The following is an 18,790-nucleotide window of genomic DNA, read 5'->3' as shown; positions in this document are numbered from 1 at the left end:
GTGCGGAGGGGTCACCAGGAAAGGGCGATGTACTTGGACTCGGTGTAGTCCAGTAGACCCTCGTGTCCGCCTTCCCGGCCGATGCCGCTCTGCTTCGTGCCGCCGAACGGGGCGGCCGGGTCGGAGACGACACCGCGGTTGAGGCCGACCATTCCGGAGTCCAGCCGCTCGCTGACCCGCAGGCCACGGGCCAGGTCGGAGGTGTAGACGTAGGAGACCAGCCCGTACTCGGTGGCGTTGGCCAGCTGGATCGCCTCGTCCTCGGTGCTGAAAGCGACCACCGGCGCGACCGGACCGAAGATCTCCTCGCGGAGCACCGGAGCGTTCGGCGGCACGTCGGCGAGGACGGTGGGCGGGTAGTAGAAGCCCGGACCTTCGGGAGTCTCGCCGCCCGCCGCCACGGAAGCACCCGCCTGTACGGTGTCCGCGACCAGCTGGGCGACCTTGTCGCGGCTCTCCGCGTTGACGAGCGGTCCGAGTTGTACGCCGGGGTCGAGGCCGGGGCCGGTACTCAGCGCCTGCATGGCGTCCGCGAGCCGCCGGGTGAATTCGACGGCGACCGGTTCTTCGACGTAGAAGCGGTTGGCGGCGGTGCACGCCTCGCCGCCGTTGCGCATCTTGGCCACCATGGCGCCGGCGATGGCCTCGTCCAGGTCCGCGTCGGCGAAGACCAGGAACGGAGCGTTGCCGCCCAGCTCCATGGAGCAGTTGACGACCGTGTTGGACGCGGCCGCCAGCAGGGTCCGGCCGACCTCGGTGGAACCGGTGAAGGACAGCTTGCGGACCCGCGGATCGTCCAGCATCGCGGAGACCAGCGCGCCGGAACGGCGGGAGGGCAGTACGTTCACCACGCCCGCCGGCACGCCCACTTCCTCGAAGAGGGCGGCGATGGCCAGCGCGGTGAGCGGGGTGTCGCTGGCGGGCTTGAGGATCACCGTGCACCCGGCGGCCAGCGCAGGGCCGATCTTGCGCGTGGCCATGGCGGCGGGGAAGTTCCACGGGGTGACCAGGACGCAGACGCCGACCGGCTGACGCAGTACGAGGATCTTGTTGTTGCCCGCGGGAGCGGTCTGCACGCTGCCCAGGGTCCGCACCGCCTCCTCCGCGTACCACCGGAAGAACTCGGCGGCGTAGGCGACTTCGCCACGGGCGTCGGTGAGTGCCTTGCCGTTCTCCAGCACGATCAGCTCGGCGAACTCCTCCGCCCGCTGCTTCATCGTGACGAACGCCGAGCGCAGCAGTTCGGCCCGCTCGCGCGGGGGCGTGGCCGCCCACCCGGCCAGCGCCGCCTCCGCGGCCTCGACGGCGGCCAGGCCGTCCTCCGGGGTCGCGCTGGCGACGTCGGCGAGCTTCTCACCGCTCGACGGATCCTGGACGTCGAAGCGTGCCCCATCGCTCGCGGGCCGCCAGCGTCCCCCGATGAACAGATCGGTGGGAATCTTCTCGGCCCGCAGCCTGGCGGGGGATCCCTGGTTGTGCGCGCTCACTGGCTCTTCGCCTCCTGCTGTGGTTTTGGCGGCTGTCGCGGGGTTTTCTCAGTAACGGTTGGCCACGAACAGATCCTGCGCGGGGAATTTGGTCAGCACCGCGGCACCGTCGGCGGTGACGACGACTTCCTCCTCGATGCGGGCCGCGGAGAATCCGTCGGATGCCGGGCAGTAGGTCTCCAGCGCGAAGACCATGCCCTCCTGGATCTCGACGGGGCTTTCCAGGCTGTTGAGCCGGCTGATGATGGGCCGCTCGTGCAGGCCGAGGCCCAGACCGTGGCCGAACTGGAGACCGAAGGCGGCCATTTCGTTGGCGAAGCCGAACTCGGTCGCGGCCGGCCAGACCTGCGCGACCTGGTCGGTCCCGATTCCCGGCTTGACGATGGCGATGGCGGCGTCCATCCATTCGCGGGCCTTGGTGTACGCGTCACGCTGCGAACCCGTCGAGCTGCCCACCGCGAAGGTGCGGTAGTAGCAGGTGCGATAGCCGTTGTAGGACTGGATGATGTCGAAGAACGCCTGATCGCCGGGGCGGATGATCCGGTCGGAGAAGTTGTGCGGGTGCGGGTTGCAGCGCTCGCCGGACACCGCGTTGATGGCCTCGACCTGGTCCGAACCCATCTCGTACAGGCGTTTGTTGGCCAGCGCGACGATCTCGTTCTCGCGCACGCCGGGCTTGAGTGCCTCGACGATGTCCTGGTAGACGCCGTCGACCATGGCGGCCGCCATGGACAGCAGGGCGATCTCGTCGGGGGACTTGATCTGGCGGGCGTCGAGCATCAGCTGCTGGGCATCGATGACCTTCAGGCCCTGCCGCTGCATCTCGAACAGGAAGGGCGGCTCCACGATGTCCACACCGACGGGCAGGTCGGCGACGCCCGCGTCCTCGAGCATGCCCTTGATCTCGGTGACCGCTGAGCGCATCAGGCCGGCGTCCGGCGAGATGGCACCACGCATACCGAGCATGCCCGCGCGGGAGTTCTCCGGCCGCAGCCAGGGGGCGTAGAGCTGGTGGTGGCGCGCGGCGGAGCCGAAGTCCCACAGCACTGGGTCGCCGCCACGGGTCAGGAGCGCGTAACGGGTCATCTTGTCCCCGAGAGCGCCGCCGATCCAGGTCTGCGTGGTGTAGCGGATGTTGTAGAAGTCGAACAGCAGGAGGGCGCCGCACTCACTGGACTCCAGCGCCGCCCGGGCGCGGTCCAGCCGGTACGCCCGAAGCCGTTCGTAGTCCACGCGCTGCTCGTAGTCCACCGCGCTGTGTCCATAGGCGGGGATCGGCCGTGTCGTCTGCGGAGTCGTGGCATTCATGGGGGAAACGTCCTTAGTCGCTGCGAGGCTGGGAGGGTCAGTCCTGCGGGGACAGGCCGTCGTCCACGGGCACGTTCTCGGCTTCAAGCGTGATGCCGGAGCTCCTGGCCTGCTCGAGGAGCAAGGTGGCGAAGTCCTCGTCGATGTACCCCGCGCCGATGGCACCGGCGACGAGCTGAGCGGTGGCGGCGGCGAGCGGCATCGGGACCTCCAGCTCGCGGGCCGCGGACAGCCCCAGGTCGAAGTCCTTGCGCAGCAGCGGAGGGGTGAACGTCGGCTTGAAGTCCAGGTTGACCAGCGCGGGCGTCTTGTAGCGGGTGAAGACCGAGCCCATCACGGAGTCGTTGAGGAACTCCAGGAAGGCGGCACGGCTGACCCCGCCCTTCTCCGCGAGGACGGTGATCTCGGCGAGGGACTGGGTGACGACGCCGAGGAAGACGTTGTGCGCGATCTTGACGAGGCGGGCGACCTCGTCCTCGCCGACATAGGTCACGCCGCGTCCCAGCAGCGCCAGCAGCGGCTCGACCTGGTCGAACACCTCGCGCGAGCCGGAAACGGCGACCGTCAGCTTGCCCGCGGCGATCACCTTCGGGTTTCCGCTCACGGGGGCGGCCAGGAAGTCGGTCCCGCGCTTGGCGGCTTCGTTGCGGACCAGCGTGGACACCTGGGTGGAGACCGTGGAGCTGTCGATCAGTACCTGCGGCGCGGCATCCGGCGAGGTCAGCACGCCGTCGGGACCCGTGGTGACCGCTTCCAGGTCCGCCGAGGCGGAGACCATGATGAAGACGACATCCCGGTCGGCGAGGTCCACCGGCCGGTCGACGATTGTCGCGCCCCGTTCGGCCAGCGGTTCGGCCTTGGCGCGGGTCCTGTTGTAGACGGCGACGTCGTGCCCCGCGTCCAGCAGCCGGGCGGCCAGTTGGAAGCCCATGCGGCCGGCGCCGATCCAGCCGATACGCGGGTGGTCCTGGGCGGCGTACGTCATTTCTCTACCTCACTCCTGGAAGACGGCTCGAGTGACAACTTCTGCATCCGATTGCATAGTCATCACCCCTACCGAGGGCGGTGCATATGGAGATCAATGGTCTTGAACTGGTGAGACGGAGCTCCGGAGGATGATCGATCCGGTCGTTCGTTCGCTCAGTCTTCGACGATTGCTGCAACCGATTGCATTCATGCTTGCTCCGTACTCGCGAAGCTGTCAAGACCTCTGGCCATCGTCCTTGCGGTCACCTGGTCGTCGGCGCTCTGCAATCGGTTGTTTCCCGGGGGAAAGTTTCCCTAGACTGCCCAGGTGAGCAAACGCCCGACCATGTCCGATGTGGCAGCACTCGCCGGAGTGCACAAGGCCACGGCCTCCCGCGCCCTCAACCCGAGCACCAGCGGTCTGGTGAACGCGGCGACGGCCCGCCGGGTGAGGACGGCCGCCGAGCAGTTGGGCTTCACCCCGAACTCGGCAGCGCGCAGTCTGCGTACGAACCGCTCCTTCACGGTCGGTGTCCTGCTGCCGGACCTCACCAATCCGCTCTTTCCCCCGGTCGCGCGCGGCATCGAGGAAGTCCTGAACGCCCGTGGCTACACGGCGCTGCTGGCGAACACCGACAATGACGAGGCCAAGGAACGCACCCAATTCGAGGCCCTGCGGGGGCGGCAGGTCGACGGTTTCATCATCGCCACCGCGCAGCGCGTGCATCCCCTGCTGGACGAGGCCTACGAATCGGGCGTCCCGATCGTCCTGGTCAACCGCTGTACGGACAAAAGGCTGTTTCCCTGGGTCGCCGGCGACGACGCCACCGGGATGGCCCTTGCCGTCGAGCACCTGCTCGGTCTCGGACACCGCTCCATCGCCCACGTGGCGGGCCCCCAGAGCATGTCCACCGGTGTCACCCGCGTCCGAGCCTTCCGGCACGCGGTCGAAACCGCCGGGATCGCTCCTGAGCGGGCACCGGTCGTGGTCAGCGAGAGCTACACCGCGCCCGCGGGCGAACGCGCCACCCACGAACTGCTCGAAAAGCATCCCGATACGACGGCCATCTGCGCCGGCAACGATCTGATCGCCCTCGGAGCACTTCACGCTCTCAAGGCCAGGGGCCTGCGGTGCCCGCAGGACATCTCCCTCGTCGGCTTCAACGACATGCAGTTCGCCGACGAATTCCAGCCGCCGCTGACCACCGTGCGCGTGCCGCACCTCGACCTGGGGGCGGAGGCGGCCCGCCTCCTCCTCGAGCGCCTGGACCGCTATGAGGAGAAGGGCCACCCCGCCCCCATGTCGAAGACCGTCTTCCTACCGGTGCGTCTGGTGGTCCGGGCCTCGACCGCCGCGCCGCCTCCTCACGGTGCGTAGCGCCCCTCAGGCGACCAGCCGGAGCGGCTGCTCAAGGGCGCCCACCAGGGCCTCCATCCACTGCGCGGCCAGGGCACCGTCAATGGCACGGTGATCGACGGAGAGCACCAGCGTCATCTGCGTCGCGACCTGGACGGTGCCGTCGACGACGAGCGGTGCCGGCCGTCCGGCGCCGACCGCGAGGATGGCGGAGTGCGGCGGGTTGATGATCGCCGAGAACTCGTCGACGCCGTACATCCCCAGGTTGGTGACCGTGAGGGAGCCGCCTTCCAGGTCGCCCTGCTGCAAGCTGCCCTGGTTGGCCTTCTGTACGTACGCCTTGACCTCGCGCGCGATCGCGCTGGGGGACATCCGCTCGACCGCGGACAGGACCGGCGTGACCAGTCCGCGCTCCGAGGCGATGGCCACCGCGATGTCCACCGACTCGAACTGCCGCATGCCCTCGTCGGTCCAGATCACGTTGGCGTCGGGTACCGCCTGGTGCGCGACCGCGACCGCCGCGATCACCAGGTCGTTGACCGAGATCTTCTGGGGCGACACCTCGTTGAGCTGCTTACGGAGGGCGAGCAGATCATCGATGCGGGCCGTCCGCTTGAGGTAGAAGTGCGGGACCGTCTGCTTGCTGGCGGTCAGCCGGCTCGCCACGGCGCGCCGCAGCCGGGTGTGGGGGATGTCGCGGAAACCGGCGGTCTGCGGCTGCGGGCTCGCCGTCCGTACGGGCGCGGGCACCGGCTCGACGGGCGCGGGCTGGGCAGGCGCGGGCACCGGCTCGGCGGCCGCCGCCGCCGACGCACGGGCTTCCTCGACGGCGCGTTCCACGTCCCGGCGCACGATGCGGCCGTGCGGACCGGTAGGGCGGACCTGGTCGGTCGTCAGGCCCGCCTCCTTGAGGATCCTGCGGGCCAGAGGGCTGATGAACACCCGGGCGTTCTCCGACTCCGTGGTGACCGGGGGAACCGGAGCCTCCTGCGCGCTTGGCGAGGCTTCGGGCGGCGTCGCCGGAGCCGGCTCCCGGTCGGTCGGGCCGGCAGGGACGCCGAGTTCCGCCAGGAGCTGTTCGACGTCGGCCCCGATCTCCGACTCGTCGCCGAGGAGGGCGATCGGGGCACCGACCTCGACCGTGGAACCGTTGGGGACGAGCGCCCGGAGGATCACCGCGTCCGACTCGGCCGCCACTTCGACCAGGGCCTTGTCGGTTTCCAGGACCACAATCGGGTCCTCGGTCCTGTACGGGGTGTTCTCCTTCACCAACCACTCGGACAGGACGGCTTCCGTCGCTCCGGCGGCGACTTCCGGCAGGCGAAGCAGCGTTGCCATGGTCTTCTCCTAGCTCTGAGTCCGTGAGGTCAGTTCGAGGCGATGTCGCGCAGGGCGCTGACGACTTCTTCGGTACGGGCGATCGCCGCCCGCTCCAGGACCTTGCTGATGCTGGGCGATGCCTCACCGCCGGTGACGCGCTCGATCGGGGCGTCGAGCCAGTCGAAGAGGCGACGCTGGATCTCGTCGGCGAGCCAGCCGCCGTAGGACGTACCCCGCGCGCCCTGTTCGACGATGAGCACCCGGTTGGTCTTCTTGACGCTCGCCTCGATGGTGTCCCAGTCGAGGCTGGCCCGGTCGAGCCACCGCAGATCGATGAGGTCGGCCTGGAGCTGAGGCACCTGGTCGAGCGCTTCCAGGCAGTGGTTGACCATCGACAGATAGGAGATCACCGTGAGGTCCTCGCCCTCCCGGCGCAGCGCCGCCTTGCCCACGGGGATGCGGTAGTCGAGGTCGTCGACCGGCCCTGTCCCTGTCGTCTGGTAGAGATCGACGTGCTCCAGGACGACCACCGGGTCGTCGCAGGCGAGCGCGGTGTTCATGAGACCCACGTAGTCGAAGGGGTTCGACGGGGCGACCACCCGCAGCCCCGCCGCCGTGGTCAGGATGCCGGCCGGATCCATCGTGTGCTGCGACCCGTACCCGGTGCCGGCCGCGAGCTTGGAGCGCAGCACGAACGGCACGGCGCCGTCGCCGCCGAACATGTGCCGGGCCTTGGCGACCTGGTTGAACAGCTGGTCGGCCGCGACCCACATGAAGTCCGCGTACATGAACTCGACCACCGGGCGGAACCGGCCGTCGATAGCCATGCCACCGCCCAGGCCCGCGAAGGCGTTCTCGCTGATGGGCGTGCCCAGCACCCGGTCGGGGAACAGCTCCAGCGCCCGCTTTGTCGCGCCGTTGGTGCCGCCCTTGAGCCGGTTGACGTCCTCGCCGAGGACGATGATCCGCTCGTCGGTCTCCATCCGGCGTCCGATCACGTCGCTCACGACGTCGATGAACCGTCGGTCCTCCAGTTTCCCGGAGAAGGTGGCGGCCTCTTCGTACCGGCTGCCTTCGAGTTCGCTCAGGTCTCCGCGGACACCCGCGTCGACGAACGTGCTGTCCGGCCAGGCCGCGGGCTTGATGCGCCGCTGGCCGGGCTTGCCGCCCGGGGCCGCTTCCAGGAGTGAGTCGCCGATCTCCTGCATCACGGCCGTCACCTGCTTCTGCGCGGCCGTTATCTGCCTCGCGGTCGCGAGCTTGCGGCGGATGATGTTGGCCCGCAGCATCTCCAGGGCGTCGCGGTCGCGCCAGGCCTTCTCCTCTGCCTTGTCCCGGTAACCGAAGGCGCTGCCCGGGTAGGCGCCGTTCTGGTGGAAGTACCGGTACACCTCGGCCTCGATGATGGTCGGGCCGCGGCCGGCGCGCATGTGCTCGAGGGCTTCGTTCATGGCCAGGTTGACGGCGAGGGCGTTCATACCGTCCACGCGCCAGCTGGGGATGTTGAAACCGGTCCCCCTGCCCGACAGCCTGGGCTCTGCCGTTACCTCGCTGACCGGGGTCGACACGGCGTACAGGTTGTTCTCGATGAAGAAGCAGATGGGCAGCCGCCAGGCCGCCGCGAGGTTGAAGGTCTCCAGGACGGAGCCGATGTTCACGGCACCGTCACCGAAGTACGTCACGGTGACGGCGTCCGTCCCCGCGTGAAGCTGGTTCCAGGCGAAGCCGGCGGCTTGCGGGACGCCGCCGCCGACGATGGCATTGGTGCCCATCGCCCCGGCCTCTTTCCACTGCAGGTGCATCGACCCGCCCCGGCCGCGGCAGAAACCGTCGGACAGACCGCAGATCTCGGCGAGGGTGCGGCGAAGCACCATGCGTACGTTCTCGTCCAGCTCGGGCAGCCCGTCGGACTTGCTGGGCAGGACGTGACCGAACGCCTTGGCGAGGAACTGGTGGTGTCCGCGGTGTGTGCCGTTGACGAAGTCGTCGCTGCGCAGCGGCAGCGCCGATCCGACCGCGCCGCCCTCCTGGCCGACGCTCGAGTGCGCCGGACCGTGGATGAGACCTGCACCGGCGAGCTCGAGCACGTACTCCTCGAACGCCCGGATCCACTGGGCCTGGCCCAGCATCCCCAGCAGGAGGGCGGGGTCCGCAGCGTCCCAGTCATCGGCTGAGGCGCTCAGCTCGACCCACGGCGAGCTGGGGGTCAGAGTGTCACGGCTAGGCATGGGCGCTCCCTGGAGAGTGACTGAGAGACCTGGAATGGATCCATTACGTAAGCCATCTCGTCTGAGACGGGCCTTTGACCCTAGACTATGCGCCGTAGGATGCGTGAAGGCAAGCTAAATGGATCCATTTGGAGAATCATGTCAATCCCTGGGCTGACCCGCCTGGACCACGTCGGCCTCACCGTGCCTGACCTCGATCAGGCACGCGAGTTCTTCGTGGACGTACTCGGATGCGAGTACATGTACGCTTTGGGCCCCTACCAGGACGACGGTCACTGGATGAGCGAACACCTGGGGGTCGACGACCGGGCCGTGATGCGCCGACTGCACTTCTTCCGCTTCGGCGGTCAGGCACTCTTCGAGGTCTTCGAGTACGAAGCGCCCGACCAGCGCACGCAGCCGCCCCGCAACAGCGATGTGGGCGGCCACCACATAGCCCTGTACGTCGAGGACCTCGACGCCGCGGTCGCCGACCTGCACCGGCGCGGCCTGCGGGTACTCGGCGAACCGACGACGAGCAAGGGTGCCAGCGAAGGTCAGCGCTGGGTCTACTTCCTGTCACCATGGGGGATGCAGTTCGAGCTGGTGTCGTACCCCAACGGCAAGGCCTTCGACCGAACCCGCAGGCTTTCGCCTGAGCGAGACGATTAATAGGAGTGAGACGAGTGTCCGACGGGAACGGCACCCTGCGGGCCGCTGTCGCCAGCCAGCGGATCGCCGACCAGCTGCGGGAGCGCATCCTGTCGGGCCGCCTGGCCCCCGGCACGCGGATCATCCAGGACGACCTCGCGGAAGAACTGCGAACCAGCAGGCTGCCGGTCCGTGAAGCACTGCGCATCCTGCAGTCCAAAGGTCTGGTCACCCTTCGCGCGAACCAGGGCGCCTGGGTCACCCAGATGGACATGCGTGAGTGCGAGCTGAGCTACAAGATGCGTGAGCGGCTGGAACCCCTCCTGCTCGCCGAGTCCGCCCCGCACCTGACGGACGCCGACATCGCGGAACTGGCCGAACTCCAGCAGCACATCGAGCAGACCGACGACGTCGAGCAGTTCCTCGTCCTCGACCGGCAGCTGCACTGGGCCACCTACCGCCACCACCGCGCCGACGAGCTCGCGAACATCGTCGCCCGGCTGTGGGACACCACCCAGCACTACCGCCGCGCCTTCACCCACCTCACCGCCGGCCAACGCAAGTGGATCATCAGCGCCGAGCACCACCTGCTCATCGAAGCCCTGCGCGACCGCGACCAACAGTCCGCCGAGCGGATCCTCCAACTCCACATCCGCCGCACCCGCGTCGAACTCTCCCACCACCCCGAAGTGTTCGACGCTCAGCCCGCCAGCGAGTGAGCATCAGCGGCCCCGCGCCACCCGACATCGGTCGACGACCATCCGACTGTCCGGGGTGAAGGGCCAGTCAGTCATGGCATGCCGACAGAAGCGTCCCCTCCAGCCTGCCGGCCAAAGCAGCCCAAAAGAGCGATTCCTCCCATGCCTGAACGCCCGGGGTTCCTCGCTAGATCACGCTGAAATGGGGGGAGAGGAACCGCGGGTCTAGAAGGGGGTGAGGGTCAGCCGGACGCCGGTGGGGGCGGTGATAGCCCCCAGCGCGCGGGGCGCGGCCAGTGCCAGAGACGGCCCGCCACTGCGGCACCGGCCAGGGAGGTGAGCATTCGCCTGCGGGAGATCATCGCTGATCCCCTTACGTCGTTGGAGAGGGCGGGAACTGGGGGCCGGGGGGAGCCGCCGGGTCAGCCGATCGTCCATTTCTGGTTGGCGCGGCCGGAGCAGGACCAGATCTGCAACCGAGTGCCGTCCGCCGAGGAGTTGCCGGTGGGCCGTCACGCGCATGTCAATAACTCCCCGGGTGCTGAGTTCATTGCGGATATCCCTTTGCGTGCCCGGACGATCGACGGTCATCATCCCTGGATGGTCGAGAGTCTCCACAACGACGGTCGCGCGGGGATCGACGCGGACCTGGTGAAGCGACTGATCGCGTCGCAGTTCCCCCACTGGGGCCATCTGCCCGTGAGCCCAGTCGCGGTCGACGGGTGGGACAACCGCACCTACCGCCTCGGTGACGACATGACGGTGCGCCTTCCCACCGCCGAGGGCTACGCCCCGGCGGTCGACAAGGAGGACCGGTGGCTGCCCGTGCTCGCGTCGTCCTTGCCGGTGCCCGTCCCTCCGGTGCTGGGGAAGGGGGCACCAGGGGAGGGATATCCGTTCAGCTGGTCGATCCGCGGGTGGCTGGACGGCGAGACCGCCAGCCCTGACCGCATCGACGACATGTCGCATTTCGCGGCCTCGGTCGCCCAATTCATCCTGGCCCTGCAGAGCATCGACGCGACCGGCGGCCCGCAGGCCGGCGCACACAGCTTCCATCGCGGCGCGTCGCCGGCGTACTACGACGACGAGACCCGCCGCTCCCTGGCCGTCCTGGCCCTCCAGGACGGCCGCATCGACGTTGAACGGGCCTCGGCCGTGTGGGACGCCGCCCTCGTGGCCACCTGGCAGGGACCGCCCGTGTGGTTCCACGGGGACATCGGCAGCGGCAATCTCCTGGTCAGGAACGGAAAGCTGGCCGCGGTCATCGACTTCGGGACCTCGGGCGTCGGTGATCCCTCCTGCGATCTGGTCATCGCGTGGACCATGTTCTCGGGCGACAGCCGGGAGGCGTTCCGCAGCGCCGTCGGCCAGGACCCCGCCATGTGGGCGCGGGCGCGGGGGTGGGCACTGTGGAAGGCTCTGATCTGCGTGGTCGAGTACATCGACACCGACCCGAAGCGAGCCGCCGAGCACCGTCGCGTGATCGATGAGGTCCTGGCGGACCATGGCATTCTTGGCTGACGTTCGGTCGGATCAACCCGGTCGCAAACGGTGTCTACGCTTCGGGGGAAGCCCCTCGTGGGAGGCCACCCGAATGAAGGATGAACATGAACGACGTCGCCGGATTCAAGAACATTCCCCCGACCACCCTCGCCGACGTCCTGGGACGCGAGCAGGTCATGAACATCGACATTCGCCCTCTCTGGCCCTCCATCCCGCGAGTTGCCGGCCCGGCGTTCACCGTGCGGTGCCCGCCGGGTGACAACCTCATGCTTCACGCCGCCATCTATCGGGCAGAGCCCGGTTCGGTCATCGTCGTCGACGCGGGCGGTGACGTCGACTACGCGGTTGCGGGCGGCAACGTTTGTGCCATCGCTCAACGCCGAGGGATCGCGGCGTTCGTGGTCGACGGGGTGATTCGTGACCTCGCCGAGGTGCGCGAAATGGGCTTTCCCGTCTTTGCCAGGGGGGTCATCCCTGTCCCGGGGACCAAGGCAGCCGTTGAGCCGCTCAATGGCACTGTGCGGTGCGGCGGTGTGAGTGTGAATGCCGGCGACATCGTGGTGGCCGACGAAGAGGGCATCGTGGTCACCCCCAGTGCCCGCCGGGAGCAGGTACTCCTCGAGGCTCAGAAGAAGTTGGCCAAGGAGGCCGACGAGTCCCTCGATGCGTGGGAGAAGGCGCACCGCGCCCGCATCGACGAGATCCTGGGCGAAAACGGCTTCCAAGACTGATCGACGCGGGCTGGGCTGTTTCGTCGCCGGGGATCACCACCTTTCTTCCGTGGTTGGGACTTGATCAATGGCTCTGTCCGCAGTTCCTTGACGGTTCAGCCGATCATCAGCGCGGCAAGCACAAGCACCGGAACCGCTTGAAAAGCTGCGGCTCGGCGCAGCCGGGCCCACCACAGGGCAGCGCCGATGGCCGCCGCCACGCCGCAGGCCGTGGCCAGTTCGGGCAGGGGCGGCTCGTACGGCTCTTGGTCCCAGTCCGCGGCCCAGCCGGTCATTCCGGCGGCCAGCAGCCCGTAGCCTACGGCCAGGGCGTTGACGGGCAGCAGCGCGAGCACCGCAACGGTGTTCCTCCATTTCATACGGATCATCCTCGTCCCGGGCGTCGGCTAGGGCATGAGTATCCGTACGCAGGTCATGACCCGCTGGGGTCCGGGATGGGGTAGGTGGCGAGCACCAGGTCGATGAGGGCTCGGGCGGCTGCCGAGGGTGGACGGTCGTCGGGTGTGATGAGGGATACGGCGAAGACCGGTCCCGGCTGCGCCGGGAGCAGGGCCACGCGGCGGGGTTCGGGGACGAGGGACGGGCTCAGGAATGCGAACCCGAAACCCGCCCTGACCAGGTCGATCACGGTGGGGATGTCGGCCACCTCGACGGCGATCTCGCGTTGCAGGCCCGATTCCAGGAAGAGCTGGTCGACGCTGCGTCGGGTTCCCCAACCGGGTGGAAAGTCGACGAAGCGTGCGCCGTCGAGCTCCGAGAGGGGGATGAAGCGGCGGCTGGCGAACGTGTGATCGGGGGGGCAGGCCAGTGACATCGGTTCGGAGGCCAGTGGGTGCACGGTCAGGCCGGGCGGATACCCGTCCGGGAGTGCGACGAAGGCAAGATCGAGCCTGCCCTCGGTGACCTGGCGGGCCAGTTCGACGGACCCGCCCTGCAAGGCGTTCGGCACGATCTGGACCTTGGGCCGCTCCCGGTTGTAGCGGGCGAGCAGGTTGCCGAGGTCGATGAGCGCCAGTGAGTGCATGATGCCCACTCGTACGCTGCCGCGCACCCCGCCGTGTACGGCGGCGACGGCGTCCCGGGCGGCGTCGGCCGCGGCGAGCGTGCGACGCGCCTCGACGAGCAGTGCCTGGCCGGCGTCGGTGAGCTCGACGCGGTGGGTGGTGCGGTCGAACAGCCGACCGCCGAGTTCGCGTTCCAGTGACCGGATCGAGACGGACAGGGCCGACTGCACGAGGTGAATCCGCGCCGCTGCGCGCGTGAAGCTGCCTTCCTCGGCGACCGCGAGGAAGTGCTCGAGGTGGCGTAGCTCCACTTCATGCTCCGGATTGATAACAGTCATGAAAGGTCTTCGTTGGACAGCATAATCGCAGCCCGGGAGAGTGAAGGAAGGGTGGCGCTGCGGCTGCCTGTCAGCTACGCGACGAGGAGATCCACTTCATGTCATCCGCCACCACCGAGGTCGATCGGGTCCGTGCCGGACACCGGGCCCGTGCCGGACACCCGGCCCACGCTCTTCTTCGCAGCCGGCACCACGCATGGGGCTTCTGGGTGGCCGCGCTGGCCTTCCTGGTGAACATGGGATTCTCGGCGGTGCCGACGCCGCTGTACGTCCTGTACCAGCAGCGCGATCACTTCTCCACGATCATGGTCACGGTCGTCTACGCCGTGTACGCGGTCGGCGTGATCGGCAGCCTGTTTCTCGGCGGCCACGTGTCGGACTGGGTGGGCCGCAAGCGGGTGTTCGTGCCCGCGCTGCTCGTCAACGTGGCAAGCGGCCTGATCTTCCTGTTCGCACCCAGCCTTCCCGGACTGCTGGTCGCCCGCGTCATCTGCGGGATCTCCATCGGATTGACGACCGCGACGGCCACCGCCTACCTCGGTGAGCTGCATGCGGGCGTTTTCGGCGGCAAGGCGGTGTCGCCGCGTCGAGCCCAGGTCGTCGCGACGGCTGCCAACCTCGGCGGCATCGGATTCGGCCCGTTGGTCGCCGGGTTCCTGGCCCAGTACGCGCCGCAACCGCTGCGGGTGCCCTACATCGTCTTCGGCATCGTGTTGCTCGTGCTCGCCGTGCTCGTGGCGGCCTCACCGGAGACCGCGGAGCGGCCGGTTCCGGCGCCCAGGTGGCGGTCGCAGCGCGTGGCGGTGCCCGCGCACGCGCGGCGGATGTTCTTCGTCGCCACCGCGGCGGGCGTTGCCGCGTTCGCGGTCTACGGCGTGTTCAATTCGCTGGCTCCGACGTTCCTGGCCGGCACGCTGCACCAGAACTCGCATGCGGTGGCCGGCCTGGTGGCCTTCGCCGCGTTCGCCGCGGGAGCGGTCGCCCAGATCGCACTCAGCCGGGCCGGCGTCGTGCTGACTCTTCGGGTCGGCCCGCTGCTGCTCATTCCTGGGCTCGCGCTGCTCACGGGCGGGATGTGGTTGCCGAGCCTGGCGATGTTCATCGCGGGCGGCGTGCTCACCGGTGCCGGTGGTGGCCTGGTCTTCCGGGGCGCGCTGGCCGCCGCCGGCTCGACCGCCCCGCCGGAGGCACGGGCCGAGGTGCTCGCCGGTTACTTCCTCGGCGCGTACGTGGGCCTGTCGGTTCCCGTCGTCGGCCTGGGCATCGCCACGCAGTACGCGTCGGCGCGCTCGGTGATGCTGGTGTTCGTGGTGCTTGTGGCCGTCGCTCTGGTGCTGTGCATACGCGCCCTCCGCGGCGAGCACGCCAAGCAAACCGAGCAAACCCAGCACAACTGAGCTCGTCGTGACATGGCGTTGTGCCGAGGCCGGCTGACCCCATGTCGGTGGGAGTGCTGTTCGACGATCGGTTCGACGGTCCGCGCGGCAGCCGGCCGGCTGAAGTCGCCGCGATCCGACGCCGGTTGCTGGACGTGCTCTACGGGGGCGGGGGCCGGGCGCCCGGGGCGGCGTTCCCGGTGGAGCGGGCGTTCGCCGATCTGTGGGCGCGGATCACCGAGGGCATGTCGGACTCGTGGTGGGAGCGCGCCGCCGGGCACTGGGCCGGGTACTCCCAGGCGCACGTCGAGGAGGTCGCCAGCCGCAGCACCGGCGCGGTCCCGTACGTCTCATACGTCGTCGACCGACGACAACGCCGCCAGGCGCCGCCCATCGGCACGCGACGCCGCCCCACCTATTTGCGCGGCCTCTTACTGCCCCGGGGTGAGGACGTAGGTGTTGAGGGCTGCCACTGTGGTCAGGGGCGTGGGGGAGCCCAGGTCGTAGCGGTCCACGGCGATGTAGTTCGGCTTCTTGCGGGCGGCGGGCTCGCAGAAGTTCTCTGTACGGTTCTGGAGCTTGCCGTTGTCGGTGGTGACGGTGGCGCTCAGGGTGGCGTCGCGGAAGTGGTTCATCACGAACAGGGGGTGGAAGGCGGCCGAGTCCGTGGTGAGCGGCCGGTCGGTGCCCCAGCGGCTGTAGCAGGACCAGTCGGAGTCGGCGAGGGGTGATCCCATCGACCAGTAGTTCTCGACGGTCCACTCACGCTGGTACATCACGCCGAAGGTGTCGCGGGTGGCGTAACCGTTGGAGATGTCACTGGCCCTGGTCCGGTCGCTGAAGATCAGCAACTGCTTGCCGCGCGCGGCGAGGTTGGCCATCGTCGGCCAGCCGTTGGCGGCGACGCCGTCCTGGTCGGGGCGGTAGAGCACGTCGGAGAGGCCGCTGATGGAGGCGAGCGAGGACTTCAGCACCGAGGAGGAGACGTAGTCCTCGAGGAACACGGTGACGAACTGGCCGGGGTTGGCCTTGAGGAAGTCGACCACGCGCTGCAAGTCGGTGGCGAGCGGCACCGGGCTGCTCACCCCGGAGCAGCTGTTGTGGCACAGGACCGCGGTGCCGGAGACGTCGTAGTCGTCCAGCATGAAGCCGCGTACGCCGCTGCTGAGTTGCTGGCCGATGCCCTGTGCCTGGTTGGGGAAGAGGCTGACGGGGAACGAGGCGAAATTGCCGTCCACGCCGTTGGCGAAGGCGTTGTGCGCGGTGAGGAAGGAGACCTGGTCCAGGGTGCGGGTGTCGGGGGAGGGCATCGCGGACTTGCCGAGGCCCACCGGGGTGAGGAACCAGCGGGCGAGGTCACCCGCGGCGCCGGTCTGCACGGCGGTCGAGCCGGACACCCCGGTCAGATACTGCGAGGTTCCGGGGACGCCGATGCTGTATGTGCTGTTGCCGGCCGCCGTGATGGTCCAGGTGGTGGTGTCCGTGCCGCAGGCCGTGGTGACGGCGGTGGTTCCGCTGCGGCCGAGGCAGGTGCCGGACTCGTCGGCGTTGCGGAGTTCGTAGCCGCCGCTGACGGCGGCCGGGGTCCACTGCTGGTGGTCCTCATTGCCCTTGGGGTTGTGCTCGGCGACCGTGCCGCTGCTGTCGGCCGCGTTGAGCCCGGTCACGTAGCTCTGGATGTACACCGAGCCGCTGGGCACCGCGGCGGCCTCCCCGGCCGTAGCCAGGGACAGGGCCATGGCGACGGCGGCCGCCCCGCAGAGAACTCGCAGATGACGCAAGGACTTTCCTCTCATCGCACGCGTACGTGAGTGATGTCGGGGTCATGACACACCGCTACGTGGGCACGGCGCCAGTACTCGCCGGTGAATACCAGGAACCCGGTGGCTGACGGCTCGCTCACGTCGATCTGGCGGGCGGAGAGCCGACCTCCCGTTTCCGCTTCCGAGCGGCTCCGTTCCTGCCAGTCTGTTGTGCACGCACTATGGACAAGACAATGTCATGTGCACTTAAATCTGGCTCCGCCTCACCTCCGCACCAGCGCCTGCCGAGACCGCGACAGGACGCCGGTGCGGGGACCGCGCACGTCCCCGCGACCCGAGGAGCCCGATGCAGTTCAGCATGCGACGCGCCACGACCGCCCTGACCGTGGCGATAGGCGTGACCGCCCTCACCACCGCCCTGCTGACGCCATCTGCGGCGTCGGCGGACGGCCGTGGCCTTCCCTCCCGCGCCACAGCCGTCTCCCGCGCCGACGCAGCGATCGCCGGCCACGCCGGCCGGCTCGCCGTCACCCCCGCCCAGGGCCGTACGGTCCGGGACGTCGTCACCGACACCGACGGCGCCCAACACGTCCGCTACGACCGGACCTACCGGGGCCTGCCCGTACTCGGCGGCGACCTTGTCGTGCACCTCGCGCCGGGCGGCGCCTACGAGGGCGCCGACCGCGCCACCCGCTCCGACCTCGCGGTGCCCACGATCACCCCCGCCGTGACCGCCTCCACCGCCGCGCACCAGGGCATCACCGCGCTGCGCACCGCCCACCACGGCACGACGTTCCGGCAGGCCAAGGCCAAGCCGCAGCTCGTGGTCGACGCCCTGCACGGCGCCCCCCGCCTCGCCTGGCGCACCACCGCCGTCGGCCTGGACACCCTCGGCAACCCGGCTGCCCGCGTGGTGCTCGCCGATGCCCGTACCGGCACCCGTATCGACGCCTGGGACGCCCTGGAGACGGCGTCCGGCGACGGCGCCTCGCTGTACGGCGGCACGGTGCCCCTGGAGACAACCCTCAGCTCCGGCACGTACCGGCTCACGGACCCCACCCGCGGCTCCACCTACACCGGCGACGCGCAGAACAAGACCGACCTGTGCGTCTTCGGGATCTGCTTCTCCCGCGCCCCCGCCGTGGTGTTCACCGACGCCGACAACCACTGGGGCACCGGCAGCGCCGCCGACCGCTCCACGGCTGCCGTGGACGCCCAGTACGGCACCAACGAGACCTGGGACTACTACAAGAACGTCCACGGCCGCAACGGCATCGCCAATGACGGCAAGGGCTCCTACAACCGCGTCCACTACGGCAGCAGCTACAACAACGCCTTCTGGGACGACAGTTGCTTCTGCATGACCTACGGCGACGGCGACGGCACCACCTTCGGCCCGTTGGTCTCCCTCGACGTCGCCGGCCACGAGATGTCCCACGGCGTCACCTCCCGCACCGCCGCCCTCACCTACTCCGGGGAGTCCGGCGGTCTCAACGAGGCCACCTCCGACATCATGGGCACCCTCGTCGAGTGGTACGCCGCCAACTCCACCGACACCGGTGACTACCTCATCGGCGAACGCATCGTGAAGTCCGGTTTCGGCAAGGCCGCGCTGCGCTTCATGGACAAGCCCTCCAAAGACGGCAACTCCGCCGACTGCTGGAGCTCGAGCGTCGGCAACCTCGACGTTCACTACTCCTCCGGCGTCGCCAACCACTTCGCCTACCTCCTCGCCGAGGGCAGCGGCAGCAAGACCATCAACGGCGTCACCTACGACAGCCCCACCTGCAACAACTCCACCGTCACCGGCATCGGCCGCGACAAGCTCGGCAAGATCTGGTACCGCGCCCTGACCGTCTACATGACCTCCAGCACCAACTACGCCGCCGCCCGCACCGCGACCCTCAAGGCCGCCACCGACCTCTACGGCGCCTCCGGCACCGAGTACGCCGCCGTGGCAGCCGCCTGGTCCGCCGTCAGCGTCGCCTAATGGGAGCTGCCGGGTCGGTCAGACTCGGTGCCGTAGCCGCCAGCAGGTGAGCACTCACGCCGCCGGAAGCGTTCGACTTCTGGGGTCAGAC

Annotated in this window: 15 protein-coding genes and 1 pseudogene; 8 read left to right on the top strand and 8 right to left on the bottom strand. The window is 69.0% G+C overall.

Annotation, left to right across the window (positions count from 1 at the left end; all coding sequences use genetic code 11):
* Positions 1 to 11: 11 nt before the first annotated feature.
* From EFK10_RS34520 to EFK10_RS34510, 3 genes are read right to left on the bottom strand one after another with little or no spacing between them, the layout of a single operon-like run.
* On the bottom strand, positions 12 to 1,487 hold the full coding sequence (locus EFK10_RS34520) for an NAD-dependent succinate-semialdehyde dehydrogenase (RefSeq protein WP_240677653.1): 1,476 nt from the start codon (positions 1,485 to 1,487) through the stop codon (positions 12 to 14).
* Positions 1,488 to 1,535: 48 nt separating this feature from the next.
* Positions 1,536 to 2,795 carry a M24 family metallopeptidase gene (locus EFK10_RS34515; RefSeq protein WP_127359584.1) on the bottom strand — a complete coding sequence of 420 codons (1,260 nt, stop codon included), beginning with the start codon at positions 2,793 to 2,795 and terminating at the stop codon, positions 1,536 to 1,538.
* 37 nt (positions 2,796 to 2,832) lie between these two features.
* Positions 2,833 to 3,780, bottom strand: coding sequence for an NAD(P)-dependent oxidoreductase (locus EFK10_RS34510; protein WP_127359583.1), 948 nt, complete (start codon positions 3,778 to 3,780; stop codon positions 2,833 to 2,835).
* Between the two features lie 309 nt (positions 3,781 to 4,089).
* On the opposite strand from EFK10_RS34510, the gene EFK10_RS34505 reads away from it, so the two are divergent.
* Positions 4,090 to 5,139 (top strand): LacI family DNA-binding transcriptional regulator, encoded by a 1,050-nt coding sequence (locus tag EFK10_RS34505; protein ID WP_206305708.1) that lies wholly within the window; start codon positions 4,090 to 4,092, stop codon positions 5,137 to 5,139.
* 6 nt (positions 5,140 to 5,145) lie between these two features.
* Here the strand turns inward: EFK10_RS34505 and EFK10_RS34500 are convergent, their stop codons facing one another.
* Both EFK10_RS34500 and EFK10_RS34495 read right to left on the bottom strand, forming a co-directional pair.
* Entirely contained in the window at positions 5,146 to 6,456 is a 1,311-nt protein-coding gene (locus EFK10_RS34500; protein ID WP_127359582.1) for a dihydrolipoamide acetyltransferase family protein, read from the bottom strand.
* A 29-nt stretch (positions 6,457 to 6,485) separates the two neighbouring features.
* Positions 6,486 to 8,666 carry an alpha-ketoacid dehydrogenase subunit alpha/beta gene (locus EFK10_RS34495; RefSeq protein WP_127359581.1) on the bottom strand — a complete coding sequence of 727 codons (2,181 nt, stop codon included), beginning with the start codon at positions 8,664 to 8,666 and terminating at the stop codon, positions 6,486 to 6,488.
* A 138-nt stretch (positions 8,667 to 8,804) separates the two neighbouring features.
* Between EFK10_RS34495 and EFK10_RS34490 the strand changes: the two genes are divergently transcribed.
* The 4 genes from EFK10_RS34490 (at position 8,805) to EFK10_RS34475 (ending at position 12,228) form a co-directional block, all read left to right on the top strand.
* On the top strand, positions 8,805 to 9,317 hold the full coding sequence (locus tag EFK10_RS34490) for a VOC family protein (RefSeq protein ID WP_127359580.1): 513 nt from the start codon (positions 8,805 to 8,807) through the stop codon (positions 9,315 to 9,317).
* A gap of 14 nt (positions 9,318 to 9,331) precedes the next feature.
* A complete protein-coding gene (locus EFK10_RS34485) occupies positions 9,332 to 10,015 on the top strand; it encodes a GntR family transcriptional regulator (protein ID WP_240677652.1) in 684 nt (227 codons plus the stop codon).
* Between the two features lie 579 nt (positions 10,016 to 10,594).
* The gene (locus EFK10_RS34480; protein WP_127359578.1) at positions 10,595 to 11,515 is read left to right on the top strand and encodes an aminoglycoside phosphotransferase family protein; all 921 of its coding nucleotides are present in this window, start codon (positions 10,595 to 10,597) and stop codon (positions 11,513 to 11,515) included.
* Between the two features lie 86 nt (positions 11,516 to 11,601).
* On the top strand, positions 11,602 to 12,228 hold the full coding sequence (locus EFK10_RS34475; protein ID WP_127359577.1) for an RraA family protein: 627 nt from the start codon (positions 11,602 to 11,604) through the stop codon (positions 12,226 to 12,228).
* A 95-nt stretch (positions 12,229 to 12,323) separates the two neighbouring features.
* Here the strand turns inward: EFK10_RS34475 and EFK10_RS34470 are convergent, their stop codons facing one another.
* Positions 12,324 to 12,587: a hypothetical protein gene (locus EFK10_RS34470; protein ID WP_127359576.1), complete on the bottom strand. Its 264-nt coding sequence runs from the start codon at positions 12,585 to 12,587 to the stop codon at positions 12,324 to 12,326.
* Positions 12,588 to 12,640: 53 nt separating this feature from the next.
* Positions 12,641 to 13,570: a LysR family transcriptional regulator gene (locus tag EFK10_RS34465; RefSeq protein ID WP_127359575.1), complete on the bottom strand. Its 930-nt coding sequence runs from the start codon at positions 13,568 to 13,570 to the stop codon at positions 12,641 to 12,643.
* A gap of 98 nt (positions 13,571 to 13,668) precedes the next feature.
* On the opposite strand from EFK10_RS34465, the gene EFK10_RS34460 reads away from it, so the two are divergent.
* Entirely contained in the window at positions 13,669 to 14,967 is a 1,299-nt protein-coding gene (locus tag EFK10_RS34460) for an MFS transporter (protein WP_127359574.1), read from the top strand.
* A 41-nt stretch (positions 14,968 to 15,008) separates the two neighbouring features.
* A pseudogene (locus tag EFK10_RS53565) lies at positions 15,009 to 15,251 on the top strand (terpene synthase family protein); the annotation flags it as partial.
* 126 nt (positions 15,252 to 15,377) lie between these two features.
* Here the strand turns inward: EFK10_RS53565 and EFK10_RS34450 are convergent.
* A complete protein-coding gene (locus tag EFK10_RS34450) occupies positions 15,378 to 16,742 on the bottom strand; it encodes a PI-PLC domain-containing protein (protein ID WP_206305707.1) in 1,365 nt (454 codons plus the stop codon).
* Between the two features lie 313 nt (positions 16,743 to 17,055).
* Here EFK10_RS34450 and EFK10_RS34445 point away from each other — a divergent pair, with 313 nt between their 5' ends.
* Positions 17,056 to 18,699 carry a M4 family metallopeptidase gene (locus tag EFK10_RS34445; RefSeq protein WP_127359572.1) on the top strand — a complete coding sequence of 548 codons (1,644 nt, stop codon included), beginning with the start codon at positions 17,056 to 17,058 and terminating at the stop codon, positions 18,697 to 18,699.
* The last annotated feature ends 91 nt before the right edge of the window (positions 18,700 to 18,790 follow it).

Source organism: Streptomyces soli (assembly GCF_003999195.1).
Taxonomy (GTDB): Bacteria; Actinomycetota; Actinomycetes; order Streptomycetales; family Streptomycetaceae; genus Actinacidiphila; species Actinacidiphila soli.
This window is presented reverse-complemented; position numbering and strand designations above follow the sequence as displayed.

Coding starts and splice junctions, on each gene's coding strand:
- EFK10_RS34465 (WP_127359575.1), bottom strand. CDS start 13,570: ATGACTGTTATCAATCCGGAGCATGAAGTGGAGCTACGCCACCTCGAG.
- EFK10_RS34450 (WP_206305707.1), bottom strand. CDS start 16,742: ATGAGAGGAAAGTCCTTGCGTCATCTGCGAGTTCTCTGCGGGGCGGCC.
- EFK10_RS34490 (WP_127359580.1), top strand. CDS start 8,805: ATGTCAATCCCTGGGCTGACCCGCCTGGACCACGTCGGCCTCACCGTG.
- EFK10_RS34475 (WP_127359577.1), top strand. CDS start 11,602: ATGAACGACGTCGCCGGATTCAAGAACATTCCCCCGACCACCCTCGCC.
- EFK10_RS34495 (WP_127359581.1), bottom strand. CDS start 8,666: ATGCCTAGCCGTGACACTCTGACCCCCAGCTCGCCGTGGGTCGAGCTG.
- EFK10_RS34510 (WP_127359583.1), bottom strand. CDS start 3,780: ATGACGTACGCCGCCCAGGACCACCCGCGTATCGGCTGGATCGGCGCC.
- EFK10_RS34460 (WP_127359574.1), top strand. CDS start 13,669: ATGTCATCCGCCACCACCGAGGTCGATCGGGTCCGTGCCGGACACCGG.
- EFK10_RS34500 (WP_127359582.1), bottom strand. CDS start 6,456: ATGGCAACGCTGCTTCGCCTGCCGGAAGTCGCCGCCGGAGCGACGGAA.
- EFK10_RS34515 (WP_127359584.1), bottom strand. CDS start 2,795: ATGAATGCCACGACTCCGCAGACGACACGGCCGATCCCCGCCTATGGA.
- EFK10_RS34470 (WP_127359576.1), bottom strand. CDS start 12,587: ATGAAATGGAGGAACACCGTTGCGGTGCTCGCGCTGCTGCCCGTCAAC.
- EFK10_RS34445 (WP_127359572.1), top strand. CDS start 17,056: ATGCAGTTCAGCATGCGACGCGCCACGACCGCCCTGACCGTGGCGATA.
- EFK10_RS34480 (WP_127359578.1), top strand. CDS start 10,595: ATGGTCGAGAGTCTCCACAACGACGGTCGCGCGGGGATCGACGCGGAC.